This is a genomic window from Holzapfeliella sp. JNUCC 80, from assembly GCF_053667655.1.
In genome coordinates this window covers 718,781-737,443 of record NZ_CM132205.1, presented here as the reverse complement: position 1 = coordinate 737,443, position 18,663 = coordinate 718,781, and the positions used below count along the sequence as shown (strand labels likewise).

Genomic DNA, 18,663 nt, shown 5'->3' with positions numbered 1-18,663 from the left:
ATTTCTGTCTTAAGGCTTGAAAAATGTTTGAAACTATTGCATTATTATAGTAATACTTTAAAAATGTTGGGAAGATAAAACGATGTCAAGTAAAGGTTTATTAATTGTCCTATCAGGCCCCTCTGGTGTGGGTAAAGGGACAGTCAGACAAGCGCTTGTTGAAAGCCATGCTTTTGACTTTAAATATTCAGTTTCAATGACCACCAGACAACCTCGTGAAGGTGAAGTTGACGGTGTAGATTACTACTTTAGTGATAAAGCATCTTTTGAAGAAGCAATCGAAAAAGGTGAAATGCTAGAGTACGCACAATATGTTGATAACTATTACGGTACACCACTAAAACCGGTTAATGATATGTTAGAACAAGGGCATGATGTTTTACTTGAAATCGAAGTAAAAGGTGCAATGCAAGTAAGAGACAAGATTCCTGAAGGAGCTTTCATCTTCTTGACACCACCTGATTTGTCTGAATTAAAAAACCGTATCGTCAAACGTGGCACTGACGATTTAGATGTTATTCAAAAGAGAATGACTAAGGCTAAAGAAGAAATTTTGATGATGGAAAGCTATGATTATGCGGTAGTTAATGATGAAGTTGACTTAGCCGTTCAAAAAATCAAATCCATTATTGATGCTGAACATGTTCGAGTTGATCGTGTAATCGATGATTACCGTCAAATGTTAGATAAATAAAAGGAGTAACAATCTATGATTTCATATCCATCAATTGATAAACTATTAACAAAAGTTGATTCACGTTATTCATTAGCAGTTTTAGCTGCAAAACGTGCACATGAACTAGAAGATGGCGCACCTCAAGCTATCGAAAGTTACAAATCAAGAAAAGTTGTTGGTCATGCACTTGAAGAAATTGCTGAAGGTGCCGTTGAAATTGACCCTAACCATAAAGCTAATGTATAATTAATCGGCTTGTATTTTGATGAACCTTCATCAACATCTTTGTATGTGGATGAAGGTTTTTTAATCGTAAAGAGAGGTTTTTGAATGTCTAAGTTTGCTGACGTAATTGTTGACGTGGCTACACAAGATACAAATAAAACATTTCAATATCAAATACCCAATCAATTGGTTGATCTTGTAGAAGAAGGTTCACGAGTAGAAGTGCCTTTTGGTCGTCGAAAAATCCAAGGATTTGTAGTCAATATAAAGTCTCAAAGTAGTTTTTTGGGCAAGACAAAGAATTTATTGTCTGTCATCGATGAGTTCCCGCCTTTGAATCAAGAGCTGTTAACGTTATCTGATCAATTAGCTAAACATTTATTTACTTATCGTATTTCAGTTATTCAAACGATGCTACCTAATGTCTTAAAGGCTAATTATCAGCGCTTTCTAAAACCCACAAAAACTATTTCAGAATCAAACTACCAGCAATTATTTGAAAACCAAACAAATAATCAGCTTTCTCTTAATCAAATCAAGGACTATGAGTTAATTAAATTGATTCAAAAAACATTAAAAAATAAAGAAACAAAAATTATTTATCAAGTCAAAAACAAAGCTAAAGACAAGGTGACAACTCAAATTGATTTAGGGCTAGGCATGCCGGTTTATCAAAAACTATTGGACTCAACAAAAGCTAATGCAAAAAATCAACAAAAGCTTTTAAAATTCATCATAGAAAATCCGCAAAAGTTTCCTATTATACAGACACAGTTGGTTAAAGAAGCAGCATTATCAACTAGTTTTCTGGTAGAAGCAGAAAAAAAAGGTTGGATTAAACGATCAAAAGTTCAAATTAATCGTAATCCACTTGCTGATTTAACGATACAAAATGAGGCTTCTGCTAAAGTGTTAACACAGGAGCAAGAAACAGCCGTTCAAGCAATTAATCAGGCATTAACCGAAAGACAAAAGCAAGTATTTTTACTAGAAGGAATTACAGGAAGTGGCAAAACAGAGGTTTATTTACAAACAATTGCCAAAGCATTAGCAAACAAAAAGCAAGCTTTGATGCTAGTTCCTGAAATTGCTTTGACACCGCAGATGGTCCGACAAGTCTTTGCACGATTTGGTTCGAAAGTAGCCGTTTTGCACAGTGGTCTTTCTGACGGTGAACGTTATGATGAATGGCGTCGAATCAACGGGCAAGAAGTCGATGTTGTTGTAGGTGCCAGAAGTGCTATTTTTGCACCCTTGAAAAATTTGGGACTTATCATTATTGACGAAGAGCATGAAAGTACCTATAAACAAGAAGAAAATCCGAAATACCATGCTCGTGAAGTAGCTAAATGGCGGGCAGATTATCATCAGTCTGTTGTGATTTTAGGAAGTGCAACGCCATCATTAGAATCAAGAGCTCGAGCACAAAAAAACCGATATCAATTATTGCTAATGACAAAGCGTCCAGAACAAATCGCATTACCCAAAGTAGACTTAATTGATATGACAAAAGCGCATTTTTCTAGTCAATTAGATTTATCTGATGAGTTAATTTCTGGTATAAAGCAAACAATCGCCAAAAAACAACAGGTTATTTTATTGCTGAATAGGCGTGGATATGCTAACTTCATGCTATGCCGTGATTGTGGCTATGTCTTGAAATGTCCGCATTGTGATATTTCACTGACCTTGCATAAAGATACGCAACAAATGAAATGTCATTATTGCGGCTATGAAACGGGAATACCTAAGCAGTGCCCAGAATGTCAGTCTACTCGTATTAAATTCTTCGGCAGTGGTACGCAGAAGATAGAAGAGTTGCTTCAACAATTGATACCGGAATCGACCATTTTAAGAATGGATGTCGATACTACTAGAAAAAAAGGCGGACATCAAAAAATTCTTGATGCTTTTGGAAATCATGAAGCGGATATTTTGCTAGGAACACAGATGATAGCCAAAGGACTTGATTTTGAAAATGTTACGCTAGTCGGTGTTATTAACGCAGATAGTGGGCTGTCTTTTCCAGATTTTCGTTCATCTGAAAAAACATTTGATTTATTGACTCAAGTTAGTGGTCGTGCAGGCCGTGCAAGTTTACCCGGTAAGGTCTTGATTCAAACTTATAATCCAGATCATTACGCTATTCAGCTAGCTAAGCATCATAACTATGAGGGATTTTATCAAAAAGAGATGGCCATTAGACGTCAGGGACAATACCCGCCTTATTTTTATTTGAATTTGATTACTGTAACGAGTAAATTAGAACAAAAGGCAGCAATGGCGGCTTTTAAAATCAAGAGTTTACTGAAAAAAGAATTGAGTCAACAAGCTTTAATATTGGGGCCGACACCTCAAGCGGTAACCAGGTTAAAAGACCATTACTACTACCAAATTTTAATCAAATATAAAGTTGAGCCCAAGTTGTATTCGGTTTTGAATACAATTAGGATGCAAGGCTTTGATTCAAAAAAAGACCAGGTCAATATCTATTTAGATGTTGATCCTTATCAATTTAATTAGAAGGTGACAATAATGAAAACAATTATTTTTATGGGAACACCTCAATTTAGTGTTCCAATTTTAAAAGGACTTAATGAATCTGATGAGTACGAAGTAAAAGCGGTTGTCACTCAACCAGATAAAAAGTTAGGCCGTAAAAGACAACTAACACCAACACCCGTAAAAGCTTATGCAACTGAAGCTGGGTTACCTGTTTTTCAACCAGAAAAACTAAGTCAAAGCGACGAGCTCGCTGAGCTTATTCAATTACAAGCAGATTTCATTGTGACAGCCGCTTATGGTCAATTTTTACCAACTAGTTTCTTGAACTCTGTCAATATTGCAGCAGTTAATGTGCATGGCTCATTATTGCCTAAATATCGTGGTGGCGCACCTATTCAATATGCCTTGAAAAATGGGGATGAAAAAACAGGTGTCACGATTATGGAAATGGTAAAAGAAATGGATGCCGGTGATATGTATAGCCAAGAAGCCATTACAATTGAAGACACGGACAACTCCGCTACAATTTTTGACAAGTTAAGTTATTTGGGTCGTGATTTGCTCCTTAAAACATTACCTAAAATTGTTAAAAATCCAACTAATAAAACACCTCAAAAAACCGAAGAAGTTACTTTTTCGCCAACAATTAGTAAAGAAGAAGCCCAAATTCCTCAATCATTGACAGCTACAGAAGCTCATAATTTGATTCGAGCATTGAATCCTAATCCAGGTGCTTTTCTTTATATTAACGGTGTGCGTACAAAGATTTGGCAATCACACGTACTAGATGAGAAAACCGATTATCAATCAGGTGTACTCGTTGATAATCATAAGCGTTTTTGCCTAAGTTTTTCTGATAATAGTGTTTTAGAAATTGATGAAATTCAACCAATGGGCAAACCGCGTATGAAAATCAGCGACTACCTGAATGGACATGGTCGAAATTTAAAAATTGGAGAAAAAGTAGTTAGTGATGAAGAATAAATCTGCTAGAAGAATAGCTTTAGAAACTCTCATTTCTGTTTTCAAAAATAAGAGTTATTCTAACATAGCTTTAAACCATGCTTTGAAGAAATCAGATCTTTCAAGTAATGACAAAAACTTAGTAACACAATTAGTCTATGGAACAATCCAACACCAAATTTATTTGGACTATCAAATTCGTGATATTTTCAAGGAAAATAAAAAGGCCCCTTGGATGAGACCATTATTATTGATGTCAATTTATCAATTATTCTTTTTGGATCGCGTTCCTAATCATGCCGTATTAGACGAAGCCAACTTATTATCTAAACAATACGCTAAAAACAATCTTTATAAAGTAGTTAATGGTGTTTTACGAAATGTCCTCCGTCAGGGACAACAAACACCAGACGAAGCAAACCTTGTGACATATCTTGCTACGGTTTACAGTATTCCAGAATGGCTAGTTGATTACTTAATTACTGACTTTGGTCAAAGTAAGACTAAAAGTATTTTACAGTCAATTAATCAGCCACCTCAAAATACAATTCGTATCAACCATAAAGTTACAACTAAAGACAAAGTGTGCCAATGGTTAGATAATCATGAAATTAGTTATACTGATTCAAAAATTTCACCAGATTCACTTCACTTATCCTATGGTCCAATTAATCAATTAGAACTTTTTGAACAAGGTGCCATTACAATTCAAGATGATTCAGCAACATTAGCAGCCCAAAGTTTGCAAGTAGAAGCAGGTGATACTGTTTTGGATGCTTGTGCAGCTCCAGGAGGCAAAACTATTCAAATCGCTGAAGAATTGGTAACAGGCAAGGTGACAGCCTTGGATATCCACAAAAACAAATTGAATTTGATTAAGGAAAATGCGACTCGAATGCAAGTTGCTGATTTAATTGAAACTAAGCAACTAGATGCTAGATTAGTGAGTCAAGAACTTGGGACAGCAATTTATGATAAAATCCTAGTAGATGCACCTTGTTCAGGATTGGGTTTGTTGAGAAGAAAACCGGAAGTTAAATATACAAAAGAACTTTCTGATGTTAAAAAGCTCAGCCGAATCCAACTTGAAATTTTAAATGGTGTTTGTGATAGTTTGAAACCAAACGGTCGTTTGGTTTATAGCACATGTACCATTACTAATGAAGAAAACGAACAGGTTGTTAACTCTTTTTTGAAGCAGCATCCTGATTTTTCATTAGAAAAGGTTTATCTAAAAGCTGATAACGAAGCAATCAGATCTGATGACTTTGTCCGTATTTTTCCAGACACCTATCAGACTGATGGGTTCTTTATCGCTTCTTTAGTCAAAAGTGAAGGAGATAAATAAGTGATACAGACTGCATGGCAAACAGATGTTGGGTTAGTTCGAAAAACAAATCAAGATTATGTCAAAGTGTTTAATAACCCAGAGAATTTAGTTCTCGCTATTGTAGCTGATGGTATGGGAGGGCATCGTGGAGGCGATGTCGCATCATCTATGGCCGTGAACCATATTGGTCATAGTTTTGAGCAGACTTCTATTCATAGCTATAACGAGGCAAAATCTTGGTTGGAAGCTGTTCTAGTTAAAGAAAATAAAGCAATATTAGAAGCAAGTAACCAATTTAAGGACTTACGTGGTATGGGGACAACTATCGTTTTAGTGATTGCTTTTAAAGATGCTTACTTATTCGCTCATTTAGGAGATTCTAGAGCTTACTTGTTAAAACAAGAAATTTTATATCAAGTAACTGAAGATCATTCCTTGGTGAATGAATTATTGAAGCAGGGTGAAATCACACCTTCACAAGCTAAAAATCATCCGCAAAAAAATATCATTACAGAGTCATTAGGCGTTTCTCAATCAATCAACCCAGAGTATGTCAAAATGATTCCTAATAAATTTGATATTGTTTTATTATGCAGCGATGGTTTAACCAATACGTTAACTCGTTCACAAATTCAAAAAGTCTTAAATCAAGACATGACTTTGCAAGAAAAATGTGATGTTTTAATCGCACTAGCTAATGAAGCTGGTGGCGAAGATAATATCACGGTGTGCTTGTTAACAAAGAATGAAGAGGTGTAATTTTATGTTAGAAAAAGGTTATTTGTTAGCCAAAAGATACAAAATTATTAAACTCATTGGCCGTGGTGGCATGGCGGATGTTTATCTAGCACAAGACATTATTTTGGAAAGACACGTTGCAATTAAAGTGATGCGTGGGGAATTTCAAAATAATTCACCATTAGTTAGACGCTTCCAAAGAGAAGCACTAGCTACTAGTGAGTTAAGTCATCCTAATATTGTCAGTATCTTAGATATTAGCGAGTCACAAGGGATGCAGTATCTGGTGATGGAATACATAGACGGTTCTAACCTGAAAGACTACATCAGAGAAAATTATCCAATTTCAATGAACAAAGTAATCAATATTATGGATCAAATTTTGTCAGCGATTAAACTGGCACATCAACATGAAGTGATTCACCGAGATTTGAAGTCACAAAATATTTTGATTAGTAAAACAGGTGTTGTTAAAGTTGCAGATTTTGGAATTGCGATTTCACTAGGTAAGAATGCAGTAACACAAACTAACAGTTTACTGGGATCAGTTCATTATATTTCACCAGAACAAGCCAAAGGGTCAATGGCTACCAAGCAATCTGATATTTACTCATTAGGGATTATCTTGTATGAATTGATAACAGGAAATGTACCTTTTGGTGGGGAAACTGCGGTTTCAATTGCCTTAAAACACTTCCAAGAAAACATTCCCTCAATCAGAAAAATGCATCCAGAAATCCCACAAGCACTTGAAAATGTGGTATTAAAAGCAACATCCAAAAATCCAGAAGATCGCTATAAAAGCGTTTCAGAAATGAAAGCCGATTTAGATTCATCGTTATCGGCTAATCGAGTTGATGAACCTAAGTATGAACCTGCACATGCTTTGAAAGCTGATGATACAAAAGTTATTCCAGACTTATCAGGTCACGTCGCTAATTTAACAGAAGAAGAGCGTGAAGAAACGGACCATGGTGTTGAATCTGAATCAACTAAAGAAGAATCGGCGCCTAAAAAACGTCATTTAATTTGGTTTATCGGAGCAGGTATTACAGTCTTCTTATTAATCATCTTCTTAGTCTTTAAGATATTTGCTTCTAACGGCACTATGATTACAGTACCTAATTTAGAAAATCTGACACAATCAGAAGCACAAAGTCAATTGACTGCACAAGGATTATCAGTGGGTGCGGTTGATGAACAGAACAATTCGACAGTTGAAAAAGATAAGGTAATTAGAAGTATGCCAAGTGCGAATACACAAGTGCGTTCTGGGACAAAGATTGGTCTGATTATTTCTTCAGGTCCAGGACTAACATCTGTTCCAAATGTTGTTAACCAAAACTATGATCAAGCTAAAGAAGTTCTCGAAAAAGCAGGATTTACAGTTCAAAGAAAAGATCAAGCTTCTGATTCAGTAGATAAAGACTTAATTATTTCTCAAAGTGAAACCGCTGGTAAGCAAGTGGATGCTTCTAAGACTACGATTACTTTGACTGTTAGTACAGGTGTCCAAAAAATCAAATTACGTGATTTGAGTGGTTATTCTGAAAAGAGTGCTCGTGACTATGCTAATGAAGTGGGTCTTAATTTAACTATTAAACAAGATTACTCTAATAATACGCCAGAAGGCCAAATTATTAGTCAAAATCCAAACCCTCAAGTTGAAGTTAAAAAAGGTGACAACGTAACAGTTACCGTTTCAAAAGGAAAAGAACCAACTTATGACTCTAGCTCTAGCTCAAGTTCGCAATCAAGTAGTAATAACAAATTAATTACACAATCCTTTGAAATTGAGTATGATAAAGACACAGCAGTCAATGGACAAAATCATATTCAAATTTATGTCGGCGATTCTTTGAATAATAGTCGTAATATTTATCGCGATGAACAAATTACGCAAGATAGAAATTATGCAATTACATTCAACTTAGCACCAAACACTAACGGATCAATTAGAATTGTCCGTGATGGCACAACCATTATTAATCAAACAGTAAAAAATTAGTGAGGTTTTATGATAAAAGGACAAATTATTAACTCAATTTCAGGCTTTTACGATGTTGTAACCGAAAATGGCAAATATCGAACAAGGGCTAGAGGTAATTTAAGAAATAAAGGACAAAAGCCGATTGTTGGTGATTACGTTGAAATTCAACCAGAAGAAGCAACTAAGACAGGTTACTTAATGTCTATTGATGAACGAAAGAATGCCTTAAAGCGTCCGTTACTAGCGAATATTTCTGATGTTTTATTACTAATTTCGGCCAGAGAACCAGAATTTTCTCCTAAGCTGTTAGACCGCTTTTTGACATTTATTGAAGAGCATCATGTTGATATTGCTATTTATATTTCGAAGATGGACTTACTTTCTGGTGATGAAGTGACGCATTTGAAAAATCAGTTAGCCTATTATGAAAGTATAGGCTATCCTATTTTCTACTCAGATCAACCTTTGTCCGTATTAGAAGATTATTTTAAAACTAAGCAATTAAGTGTTCTAGCAGGTCAGTCAGGTGTTGGTAAATCAACACTGTTAAACCAATTAAATCCAAATGCACAACAAGAAACAGCGGCAATTTCTCAAACGCTAAATAGAGGAAAACACACAACTCGACAAGTTCAATTATTTGAATTGGAATCGGGTTATCTAGCGGATACACCTGGGTTTTCATCTATTGATATTCAAATGATTCAAATTGATGAATTACGAGATTGCTTTGTTGAATTTAGAAGTCATGCGCATCTTTGCCAATTTAGATCATGCCAGCACTTAAATGAACCTAATTGTGAAATTAAAAGATTGGTAGAAACAGGTGAAATCTTACAGTCTCGATATGATATGTATTTAGAATTACGTGAAGAGATTGAAAGAAGTCGCACACCAGAGTATGTAAAGAAACAAAGAAAAAGGAGAAAATAAAATGAAAATCATGCCTTCTATTTTAGGCGCCAATAGCCTTGAATTGCATCAGGAAGTTGCCAGAGCAAAAGAAGCCGGAATTAGTGGGCTTCACATTGATGTGATGGATGGCCATTTTGTTCCTAATCTAGGTTTCACAGCTCAAAATGTTAAAGATATTAAGCAAAATTTTCCTGAAATGGAAGCAGAAGTTCATTTAATGGTGAGTCATCCAGAGCAGATGATTAATGATTTTATTGATGCGGGTGCGGATATGATTGAGTTTCATATTGAAAGTACCACAAATGCTTATTATTTAGTGCAGCAGATTAAAAAAGCTGGTGTGAAGGCAGGTATCGTACTGAGTCCCTCTACACCAGTATCGGTAATTATGCCTTTACTTGATATTGTTGATCAAGTTCTAGTAATGACAGTCAATCCAGGCTTTGGTGGTCAAACTTTTATCAAAGAAATGATGTCAAAAGTGGCTGAGTTGGCGAAACTTAAAACTACTTACGAGTCTAACTTCGAAATCGAAGTTGATGGTGGCGTGAACGACCAGACTTTTCCAGATGTGAAAGAAGCTGGCGCTACTGTAGCAGTATCAGGTTCTTACCTATTTAAAGGTGATAATTTCCATGAAAAACTAAGCAGGCTAGTATAATGTCAGGAACGATTAACGTTGTCTTGGGCGGACCTTCAAATTATTACCCTATTGATTTGAAAAAACGTTTGCAAGCGGGAGGGGCAATTATTGGTGTCGATTATGGAGCCCAATGGTTGTTAGATAATGAAATTATTCCTGATATTGCAATTGGTGATTTTGATTCAATCAGTGAAAGTCAAAAACAGCAATTAAAGAATAAGGTTAATGACTGTTTGATTTATCCCACGCATAAAGATTATACAGATGGTCAACTTGGACTGATGAAAGCAGTTGAACTGTTAAAACAGCAGAAAACTGATGATTTGATTATAATCTATGGAGCAACGGGCGGACGTCTGGATCATTTGCTTTCAAATTTGTTTATGGTATTAGCACCAGATGTTTTACCTTATGTTGAAAAAATCAGATTGATAGATGATTACAACGAAGTTGTTTATATTAGCGAAGGTAAACATCAGTTTTGCGCCCAAAAGGGACAAAGTTATTTTTCTGTTGCTCCATTAACTGGTGTTTCTCATTTAACAATTACAGGAGCAAAGTATCCTTTAACCGATTTTTCTTCTAAACAAATTCAGCCGTTTATTAGTAATGAATTTGAAGAAGGTCAACCTATACAAGTTCAACTAGATGAGGGCATTATAGCTATTATTTATAGCAAAGATTAATATATATAGACAAAATAAAAAAGCCATGTTCATTAAGAACATGGCTTTTAATTGTTGTTTGTATTAATTAAAAATTAAACACGGGTAACTTTACCGGATTTTAGAGCTCTTGCTGAAACCCAAACACGTTGTGGCTTTCCATCAACAAGGATGCGAGCTTTTTGAAGGTTTGGCTTCCACTTGCGACGTGAAGAGTTCAAAGCGTGTGAACGCGCGTTACCGAATGTTGTCTTACGACCTGTAATTACATCTTTTGCCATTTGCTAAACCTCCTTTTCCAGTAAAATAATTCAATTACTAATATAAGATATCATAACCGATAGAATAATTCAATTACTATATGAATTTTATCAAAAATAATTTAATAATTGTATGCGCTGTGATAAAATAGGAAAAGTAAATGATTTGGCTTCATTATCGGTAATGGAGGGAAGATATGACTGTAAAAATAAACACAAAATATGGACAAATCGACATTTCTAACAATGTCATTGCAACGGTTGTTGGTGGTGCTGCTACTGATATCTATGGTATCGTTGGAATGGCAAGCAAGAACCAACTTAAAGATGGTATGAACGAAATCTTAAACCGTGAGAACTACACAAAAGGTGTGGTAATCAAACAAAATAACGGTGAAATAATAGTAGACGTTTATATCATTGTTGGTTACGGCGTTAAAATGTCAGAAGTTAGTCGCAATGTGCAAAACAGCGTAAAGTATCACTTGAAACAATATTTAGGAACACAAGCAAAATCTGTCAATGTTATTGTACAGGGTGTCAAAATTCTTGAAGACTAGCTAAAAGCAAAGCTTTGCTAGTTTTATTTATTTTCAAATATCTGGAGGTTATATTATTGGTTGTCACTGAGATTAATTCAGCCAAGTTTCGCGATATGGTGCGTATTGCGACTTATCGCTTAAATAAAAATGCAGAATTTGTTGATTCATTGAACGTTTTTCCTGTACCTGATGGTGATACAGGAACAAATATGAATCTAACGGTTCAAAGCGGAGAAAAAGCTGTTAACGAAAGTAACGGTTCACAAGTGGGTGAACTAACTGCAGCTTTAGCTAAAGGAATGCTGATGGGAGCACGCGGAAACTCGGGTGTTATTTTGTCACAATTATTTAGAGGATTCTCCAAAAAGACTGAAGACAAAGAAGTTCTGGACTCACAAGCACTAGCTGACGCTTTTGTTGGTGGTGTTGAAACCGCTTATAAAGCAGTTATGAAACCTGTTGAGGGAACAATTTTAACTGTTGCTCGTCAAGCAGCTCGTGCTGGTCAAAAGAAAGCAACTGAAACAACTGATGTTAACGAAGTCATGCAAGCAGTTGTTGAAGGTGCACATAAATCACTTCAACAAACACCAGAATTATTACCTGTCTTAAAAGAAGTTGGCGTTGTGGACTCTGGTGGGCAAGGGCTTTTATTTGTTTATCAAGGATTCTTAGAAGCATTAACAGGTGAAAATGTTTCAGACTTGTATCAACCTGATAAATCTGAAATGGATGAAATGGTTAATGTTGCGCATCATCAAGGTGTTCAACCACAAATTTCAACACAAGATATCCACTTTGGATACTGTACAGAAATGATGATTGATTTAACTGCCGATTTTGAAGGTAAAAAAGAATTCAAATATGATGAATTTAGAGAATATCTAAACAAATTGGGCGATTCTTTACTAGTTGTTTCTGATGATGAAGTAGTTAAAGTCCACGTGCATACAGAAGTACCAGGACATATTTTCTCTCATGGTAAGAAATTTGGTAAATTAGATAAAATCAAAGTAGATAATATGCGTATTCAACACGAAAATGTTGTAGATGAATCTCATAAATCAGAGGTAGAACCTGTTGATTTTGCAGTTGTTGCTATCGCAGTTGGTGAAGGTTTACGTCAATTGTTTGAAAGTTTAGGTGTCAGCTATGTCTTGAGTGGTGGTCAAACAATGAACCCAAGTACACAAGATATCGTTGATGCTGTTGAAAAACTAAAAGCGAAAAAAGCAATTATTTTACCAAACAACGGTAATATTATGATGGCTGCTAAACAAGCTAAAGAAGTATTATCTATTCCTGTTGAAGTAGTCCCAGCAAAAACCGTTTCTCAAGGAATGTCAGCAATGCTTGGATTTGATCCAGAAGCTTCACTTGAAGACAATTCTGAAAGTATGACTGAATTAATTGAAGGTGTCACAAGTATTCAAGTTACTCGTGCAATTCGTGATACAGAAATTGATGGTGTTGAAATTCACAACAACGACTATATGGGACTTTTAGACGGTAAAATTGTTCATTCAACTTCTGATAAATTTGAAACAATTCTTGAAACTGTTAAAGATGGTTTAGATGAAGATAGTGAAATTGTAACTATTATTATTGGTGAAGATGGTTCAGAAGAAGAAGCACAACAACTAGAAGACCGTATTTTAGAAATTGATGAAGATTTAGAAGTTGAAATCCACCAAGGTGATCAACCCGTATACGATTACTTAATCTCAATAGAATAATAATGATGAAGAAAAAGCTTTTAACCCCCTTAAAAGAGATAAAAAATGTTGGACCTAAAACGCTCGATAAATTTAAACAATTAAACTTATCGACAGTTTATGATGTCCTTTATAGTTATCCAAGAAAATATGACGACTACAATACGTATGAATTATCTGCGATTGAAAATGGTCAAAAATCGACATTTATAGGTCGTGTTATTACACAACCTATTGTGCGTAAGGCAGGTTTTAAAAGAACAATTCTTTCTTTCAAACTAAAAATTGACCATGAAATTATCATGGTCAGTTTTTTTAATCAACCTTGGATGAAATCAAAAATTGAACAGGGTGAAGTCATTGCCGTTTACGGAACTTATCAAAAACCGGCTCCAAGGCTCAATGCTATACAACTAGTCCCTCAAAACTATTTAAATCGTTTGATGCCAAGCTACTCGTTGAGAAAAGTGTTCTCACTTGAAAGCTATCAAAAGTTTATTGTGAATTTATTGAAAGACCGTGAATTGATTATTGATGATGCAATACCACTTTATTTAAGACAGCGGTATCAATTGTTGAACGATAATCAATTAATTAGATTAATGCATTTTCCTAAAACAAAACAGCAACAGCAACTAGCTAGGCGAAGTGCTGCTTTTCGGGAATTCTTTTTGTTTCAGATGCAATTACAAGAGATTATTTATCAAGAGTCTTATCAAGAAGTTGGTGTTGTCAGGCAGTATCATCGCATACCTGTAGATAGTTTTATAGAAGCACTCCCTTTTGAATTATCAAACGCGCAAAGTCGAGTTGTTAATGAGATACTGGCTGATATGGCACAACCTAAAGTTATGCATCGCCTAATTCAAGGAGATGTTGGTTCTGGAAAGACGATTGTAGCCGCAATTAGTGCGTTCGGTGCGATAACAGCAGGGTATCAAGTTGCCTTGATGGCACCAACAGAGATATTAGCACAACAGCATTTTGCTAAATTAAAACAGTTGTTAAACCCATTTGGTGTTAGTGTCGCTTTGTTAACAGGTTCGTTGACTACCAGACAAAAACAAGACATTTATCATGATTTAGCAACGGGAAAAACTAACTTTGTTGTTGGAACACATGCGTTGATTCAAAAAACGGTCGCATTTAAAAAGCTAGGGTTAGTTATTGTTGATGAGCAGCATCGTTTTGGTGTTAATCAAAGGCAAAAGTTAATCGATAAAGGTGAGGCAGTTGATTTATTATCAATGACAGCAACACCTATTCCAAGAACACTGGCGATGACGGCTTATGGTAATCTGGATATTTCAACTATTGATGAATTACCTCAAGGACGACAAACAATTGTCAGTCAGTGGGTTAGCCCTAAGCAAGCTACGATAATTTATCAAAAAATGTTACAACAATTAAAAGAGAAGTTTCAAATTTATGTTGTTTCACCTTTAATAGAAGATTCTGAACAGCTTAATTTAGAAAATGTCGAAGCATTATATGACAAGATGTCACAGCAATTTCCTGATTATTCCGTGGGTCTTTTACATGGTAAAATGAGTGCGGATCAAAAACAACAGGTGATGACGGCATTTGAACAACACAAAATAGATATTTTGGTTTCAACTACAGTTATTGAGGTTGGTGTAGATGTCAAAAATGCGAATATGATGGTTATTTTTAATGCTGATTCTTTTGGATTATCGCAATTACATCAACTTAGAGGACGTGTCGGTCGAGGTCAAACACAAGCTTATTGTTTGTTTGTTTCGGAGCCAAAAAGTGAAACAGGTAAAAAGCGGATGGCTATCATTGAACAAACGACAGATGGCTTTGTTTTAGCTGAGGAAGACTTAAAGTTACGAGGACAAGGCGATTTGTTTGGTCATAAACAATCTGGTGTACCACAATTTCAAGTTGGCGATATTTTAAAAGACTATCAAATACTAGTAGAGGCTAAAAATTCCGCCCAAGAAGTCCTGACACATGATCCTTTATTGACTCGAACATCTGAAAACCAAAATTTAAAACAACTATTAAATTATTTAAAATCAAAAACGAAAGATTAAGGAGACAAATTAATGAAAAGAATTGCAGTAGATGTTATGGGTGGCGACCAAGGGCCAAAAGCTGTTATTGATGGTGTTTTAATGGCTAGAGAAGAACTATCAGATTTTACTTTTGTGCTTTATGGAAACCAAGATCAAATGAAAGCACATTTACCTGAAAATATGAAGCAAATTGAGATTGTGCACACTACAGAAGAAATTCTTGGTGAAGACGAACCTGTTAAATCAATTCGTCAAAAGAAGGATGCTTCGATGGTATTAGCGGCTAAATCAGTAAAAGCTGGCGAAAATGATGCATTATTATCACTAGGAAATACAGGGGCACTACTTGCATCAGGTATTTTTATTGTGGGTCGTATTAAAGGAATTGAAAGACCTGCATTGATGCCAGTACTTCCTGTTGAAAATTCGGATAAAGGTTTAACTTTACTGGATGCAGGTGCCAACGCATCATGCAAGTCTAAGCATATGGTTCAATGGGCAGAAATGGGAAGTTTTTATTCACACTCTATCCGTCACGTTGAAAATCCACGCGTTGCCTTGTTAAATAATGGTAGTGAGTTTGACAAAGGTGATGAATTACATCAAGAAGTGTACCAACTACTGAAAGATCAGCCTAATATTAATTTTGTTGGTAATATTGAAGGTAATGAAGTACTTCAAGGAAAGACAGACGTTATCGTTGCCGACGGTTTTTCTGGAAATGTTATGCTTAAAACGCTTGAAGGGACAGCCTCAACTATTATGGGTGTCTTAAAGGATAGCCTGCTTAATAATGGTTTGAAAGTTAAAATGGGAGCTGGATTAGCAAAACCCGCTTTTAAAGAGATTGGTAAACAGTTTGATATGGCGATTTATGGTGGTGCGGTATTAATGGGTGCTAAAGCACCAGTTATTAAGGTTCACGGTCGAGGAGACGGTCGCTCAATCTATTATGCGTTCCATCAAGTTGATGAAATGTTGAAGCAAGATTTAGTTCAACAAGTAAAAGAAGCATTTGATAAAAAATAGTTGATAATATAGTAGACATTTTGAACTGATTGAACTAGAATTGTTTGGTAATCATTTTATTGGAGGTACCTAATTTTGAGTAAAGAAGAGATTTTTAATAAAATTGCCGATTTAATTGCAGATCGCTTTGAAGTCGACAAAGACAAGATTGGTCCAGAATTAAATTTCAAGACAGATTTAGATGCAGATTCAATTGATTTTGTTGAATTTGTTCTTGAAATGGAAGACACATTTAGTTCAGAAATTCCAGATGAGGAAGCTGAAAAATTAACAACAGTTCAACAAGCCGTTGACTACGTTTACAACAATTTATAAAAAACAGTAGCTTAATAAAAAGCTGCTGTTTTTTTTTTACGTTGAAAAATTAATTTTTCATGATATAATTAAGCCAATAATTAAATATTTAATAAATCTCTAATAAATTAAGATTTTTTAAATTGAACTGGAGGAATTTCATTGGAAAAACCAAGCGATTTGCTTTTAGATATTCAACACTTGCATACAGGTTTTCGATTAAAAGGAAAATTTTATGATGCGGTTGATGATGTCTCTTTAACATTGAAGAAGAATGAAATTCTAGCAATTGTTGGAGAATCAGGATCAGGAAAGAGTACACTAGCTTCTAGTATTATTGGACTTTATGACCAAAAAAATACAAAGGTCAGAGGGGATATTTTATTCGATGAGTTAAATCTCGTTGGATTAAATGAATCACTATTTAACCGAATTCGTGGAAAAGAAATTGGTATGATTTTTCAGGATCCATTAGCTGCACTAAATCCACTAATGCGTATTGGTGCGCAAATTGAGGAAACCTTGTACTATCATACAAAATTAAATGAAAAAGAACGAAAAAAACGTGTTCTTGAATTATTAGATCAAGTTGGGATTCCAGATCCTGTAAGAATTAGTCGCCAATATCCACATGAACTTTCCGGTGGTATGCGTCAAAGAGTTATTATTGCGATTGCAATTGCTGATAAACCATCTATTTTGTTAGCTGATGAGCCAACTACAGCTTTAGATGTAACAATTCAAGCACAAATCTTAGATTTATTAAAAGATATCCAAGATGAAACAGGTGCTGGAATTATTTTGATTACACATGACTTAGGCGTTGTGTCAGAAACAGCGGATAGAGTTGCTGTTATGTATGCTGGACAGATTGTTGAAGTAGCGCCGGTTGACGAATTGTTTACTAATCCGCTACATCCATATACACGTTCCTTGTTGGAATCAATGCCACAAACTGATGTAGATGACGAAGAATTGCATGTTATTGAAGGAACTGTTCCTTCATTAGATAAAATGATGACAAAAGGATGCCGATTTGCTCCAAGGATTCCTTGGATTGATGCTAAATATCATGAAGAAGATCCAATTTTACACGAAGTTTCACCTGGACATGAAGTTCGTTGTACTTGTTATCAACATTTTTACTTTAAAAATTAAAATATGGCGAATGGAGGATAAAAAATGTCATTAATCGAAATCAAAGACTTAAAAATTCATTATCCAATTCGTTCAGGTTTCTTTAATCGAGTAACTGACCATGTTAGAGCGGTTGACGGGATAAACTTTGAAATTAAAGAAGGAGAAACTTATGGATTAATTGGTGAATCAGGAAGTGGAAAATCAACAACAGGAAAAGCGATTGTTGGTTTAGAGGAAGCTACATCGGGTCAAATTATTTATCAAGGTCACGATATTACGAAAGCTAGTGAACGACGCAAATTAAAATACAATCGTGATGTTCAAATGATTTTTCAAGATTCAATGTCTAGTTTGAATCCTAAGAAAAGAATTTTTGATATTATTGCTGAACCTATTAGAAACTTTGAAAGTCTTTCAAAAGAAGAAGAAAAGAAACGTGTTCAAGAGCTATTAGACATTGTTGGGATGCCAAGTGATGCCTTATACAAATACCCACATGAATTCTCGGGTGGTCAAAGACAAAGAATTGGTGTTGCACGTGCGGTGGCAACTAAACCTAAGTTAATCATTGCAGATGAACCTGTATCAGCACTTGATTTGTCCGTGCAAGCACAAGTTTTAAACTTCATGAAAAAAATTCAAAAAGAATATAACATTAGTTACTTGTTCATCTCTCATGACCTAGGTGTTGTTCGTCATATGTGTGAGAACTTAGCTATTATGCATAGAGGTCGCTTAGTTGAGGTTGGGACAAGAGAAGATATTTATCATAATCCTCAACATATTTATACTAAGAGATTGCTTGCTGCTATTCCTAAGATTGATCCAAAAAATCGTGAAGAACATAAAAAGCATCGTCAAGCTGTTGAAAAAGAGTTTTTAGAAAATCAAGATAAGTGGTATAAAGATGGCCGCGTTTATCCATTACAACAAATTGGAGACAATCATTTTGTTGCTTTACCACAAGATAAATTAGAAGGAGGTCAATAAT

18 protein-coding genes are annotated in these 18,663 nt (G+C 35.1%); 17 read left to right on the top strand and 1 reads right to left on the bottom strand.

Annotation, left to right across the window (positions count from 1 at the left end; all coding sequences use genetic code 11):
* Positions 1 to 82: 82 nt before the first annotated feature.
* The 10 genes from gmk (at position 83) to JNUCC80_RS03670 (ending at position 10,671) form a co-directional block, all read left to right on the top strand.
* The gene (gene gmk / locus JNUCC80_RS03715; protein ID WP_454144407.1) at positions 83 to 694 is read left to right on the top strand and encodes a guanylate kinase; all 612 of its coding nucleotides are present in this window, start codon (positions 83 to 85) and stop codon (positions 692 to 694) included.
* Between the two features lie 15 nt (positions 695 to 709).
* Entirely contained in the window at positions 710 to 922 is a 213-nt protein-coding gene (rpoZ, locus tag JNUCC80_RS03710; RefSeq protein ID WP_454144409.1) for a DNA-directed RNA polymerase subunit omega, read from the top strand.
* Between the two features lie 84 nt (positions 923 to 1,006).
* Entirely contained in the window at positions 1,007 to 3,424 is a 2,418-nt protein-coding gene (gene priA / locus JNUCC80_RS03705; RefSeq protein ID WP_454152611.1) for a primosomal protein N', read from the top strand.
* Between the two features lie 12 nt (positions 3,425 to 3,436).
* The gene (fmt, locus tag JNUCC80_RS03700) at positions 3,437 to 4,390 is read left to right on the top strand and encodes a methionyl-tRNA formyltransferase (protein ID WP_454152610.1); all 954 of its coding nucleotides are present in this window, start codon (positions 3,437 to 3,439) and stop codon (positions 4,388 to 4,390) included.
* Positions 4,380 to 5,717 carry a 16S rRNA (cytosine(967)-C(5))-methyltransferase RsmB gene (gene rsmB / locus JNUCC80_RS03695; protein WP_454152609.1) on the top strand — a complete coding sequence of 446 codons (1,338 nt, stop codon included), beginning with the start codon at positions 4,380 to 4,382 and terminating at the stop codon, positions 5,715 to 5,717. Before fmt ends, rsmB begins: the two co-directional genes overlap by 11 nt.
* Entirely contained in the window at positions 5,718 to 6,458 is a 741-nt protein-coding gene (locus tag JNUCC80_RS03690) for a Stp1/IreP family PP2C-type Ser/Thr phosphatase (RefSeq protein ID WP_454144417.1), read from the top strand.
* Between the two features lie 4 nt (positions 6,459 to 6,462).
* Positions 6,463 to 8,445, top strand: coding sequence for a Stk1 family PASTA domain-containing Ser/Thr kinase (gene pknB / locus JNUCC80_RS03685; RefSeq protein WP_454152608.1), 1,983 nt, complete (start codon positions 6,463 to 6,465; stop codon positions 8,443 to 8,445).
* A 9-nt stretch (positions 8,446 to 8,454) separates the two neighbouring features.
* On the top strand, positions 8,455 to 9,360 hold the full coding sequence (rsgA, locus tag JNUCC80_RS03680; protein WP_454144421.1) for a ribosome small subunit-dependent GTPase A: 906 nt from the start codon (positions 8,455 to 8,457) through the stop codon (positions 9,358 to 9,360).
* Between the two features lies 1 nt (position 9,361).
* On the top strand, positions 9,362 to 10,003 hold the full coding sequence (gene rpe / locus JNUCC80_RS03675; RefSeq protein ID WP_454152606.1) for a ribulose-phosphate 3-epimerase: 642 nt from the start codon (positions 9,362 to 9,364) through the stop codon (positions 10,001 to 10,003).
* Positions 10,003 to 10,671, top strand: coding sequence for a thiamine diphosphokinase (locus tag JNUCC80_RS03670; protein WP_454152605.1), 669 nt, complete (start codon positions 10,003 to 10,005; stop codon positions 10,669 to 10,671). The genes rpe and JNUCC80_RS03670 overlap by 1 nt, the downstream gene beginning before the upstream one ends.
* 74 nt (positions 10,672 to 10,745) lie before the next feature.
* Here JNUCC80_RS03670 and rpmB read toward each other — a convergent pair whose 3' ends face one another.
* Positions 10,746 to 10,931 (bottom strand): 50S ribosomal protein L28, encoded by a 186-nt coding sequence (gene rpmB, locus JNUCC80_RS03665; protein WP_056975148.1) that lies wholly within the window; start codon positions 10,929 to 10,931, stop codon positions 10,746 to 10,748.
* A gap of 176 nt (positions 10,932 to 11,107) precedes the next feature.
* Between rpmB and JNUCC80_RS03660 the strand changes: the two genes are divergently transcribed.
* The 7 genes from JNUCC80_RS03660 (at position 11,108) to JNUCC80_RS03630 (ending at position 18,662) form a co-directional block, all read left to right on the top strand.
* Positions 11,108 to 11,470, top strand: coding sequence for an Asp23/Gls24 family envelope stress response protein (locus JNUCC80_RS03660; RefSeq protein ID WP_454152604.1), 363 nt, complete (start codon positions 11,108 to 11,110; stop codon positions 11,468 to 11,470).
* A 56-nt stretch (positions 11,471 to 11,526) separates the two neighbouring features.
* Positions 11,527 to 13,188 (top strand): DAK2 domain-containing protein, encoded by a 1,662-nt coding sequence (locus tag JNUCC80_RS03655; protein ID WP_454152603.1) that lies wholly within the window; start codon positions 11,527 to 11,529, stop codon positions 13,186 to 13,188.
* 5 nt (positions 13,189 to 13,193) lie between these two features.
* The gene (gene recG / locus JNUCC80_RS03650) at positions 13,194 to 15,227 is read left to right on the top strand and encodes an ATP-dependent DNA helicase RecG (RefSeq protein ID WP_454152602.1); all 2,034 of its coding nucleotides are present in this window, start codon (positions 13,194 to 13,196) and stop codon (positions 15,225 to 15,227) included.
* A 12-nt stretch (positions 15,228 to 15,239) separates the two neighbouring features.
* On the top strand, positions 15,240 to 16,238 hold the full coding sequence (gene plsX / locus JNUCC80_RS03645; RefSeq protein ID WP_454152601.1) for a phosphate acyltransferase PlsX: 999 nt from the start codon (positions 15,240 to 15,242) through the stop codon (positions 16,236 to 16,238).
* 75 nt (positions 16,239 to 16,313) lie between these two features.
* Complete coding sequence (gene acpP / locus JNUCC80_RS03640) at positions 16,314 to 16,553, top strand: acyl carrier protein (RefSeq protein WP_454144434.1); 240 nt, start codon at positions 16,314 to 16,316, stop codon at positions 16,551 to 16,553.
* 141 nt (positions 16,554 to 16,694) lie between these two features.
* Positions 16,695 to 17,690, top strand: coding sequence for an ABC transporter ATP-binding protein (locus JNUCC80_RS03635; RefSeq protein ID WP_454152600.1), 996 nt, complete (start codon positions 16,695 to 16,697; stop codon positions 17,688 to 17,690).
* A 24-nt stretch (positions 17,691 to 17,714) separates the two neighbouring features.
* A complete protein-coding gene (locus tag JNUCC80_RS03630; RefSeq protein WP_454152599.1) occupies positions 17,715 to 18,662 on the top strand; it encodes an ABC transporter ATP-binding protein in 948 nt (315 codons plus the stop codon).
* Position 18,663 lies beyond the last annotated feature (1 nt).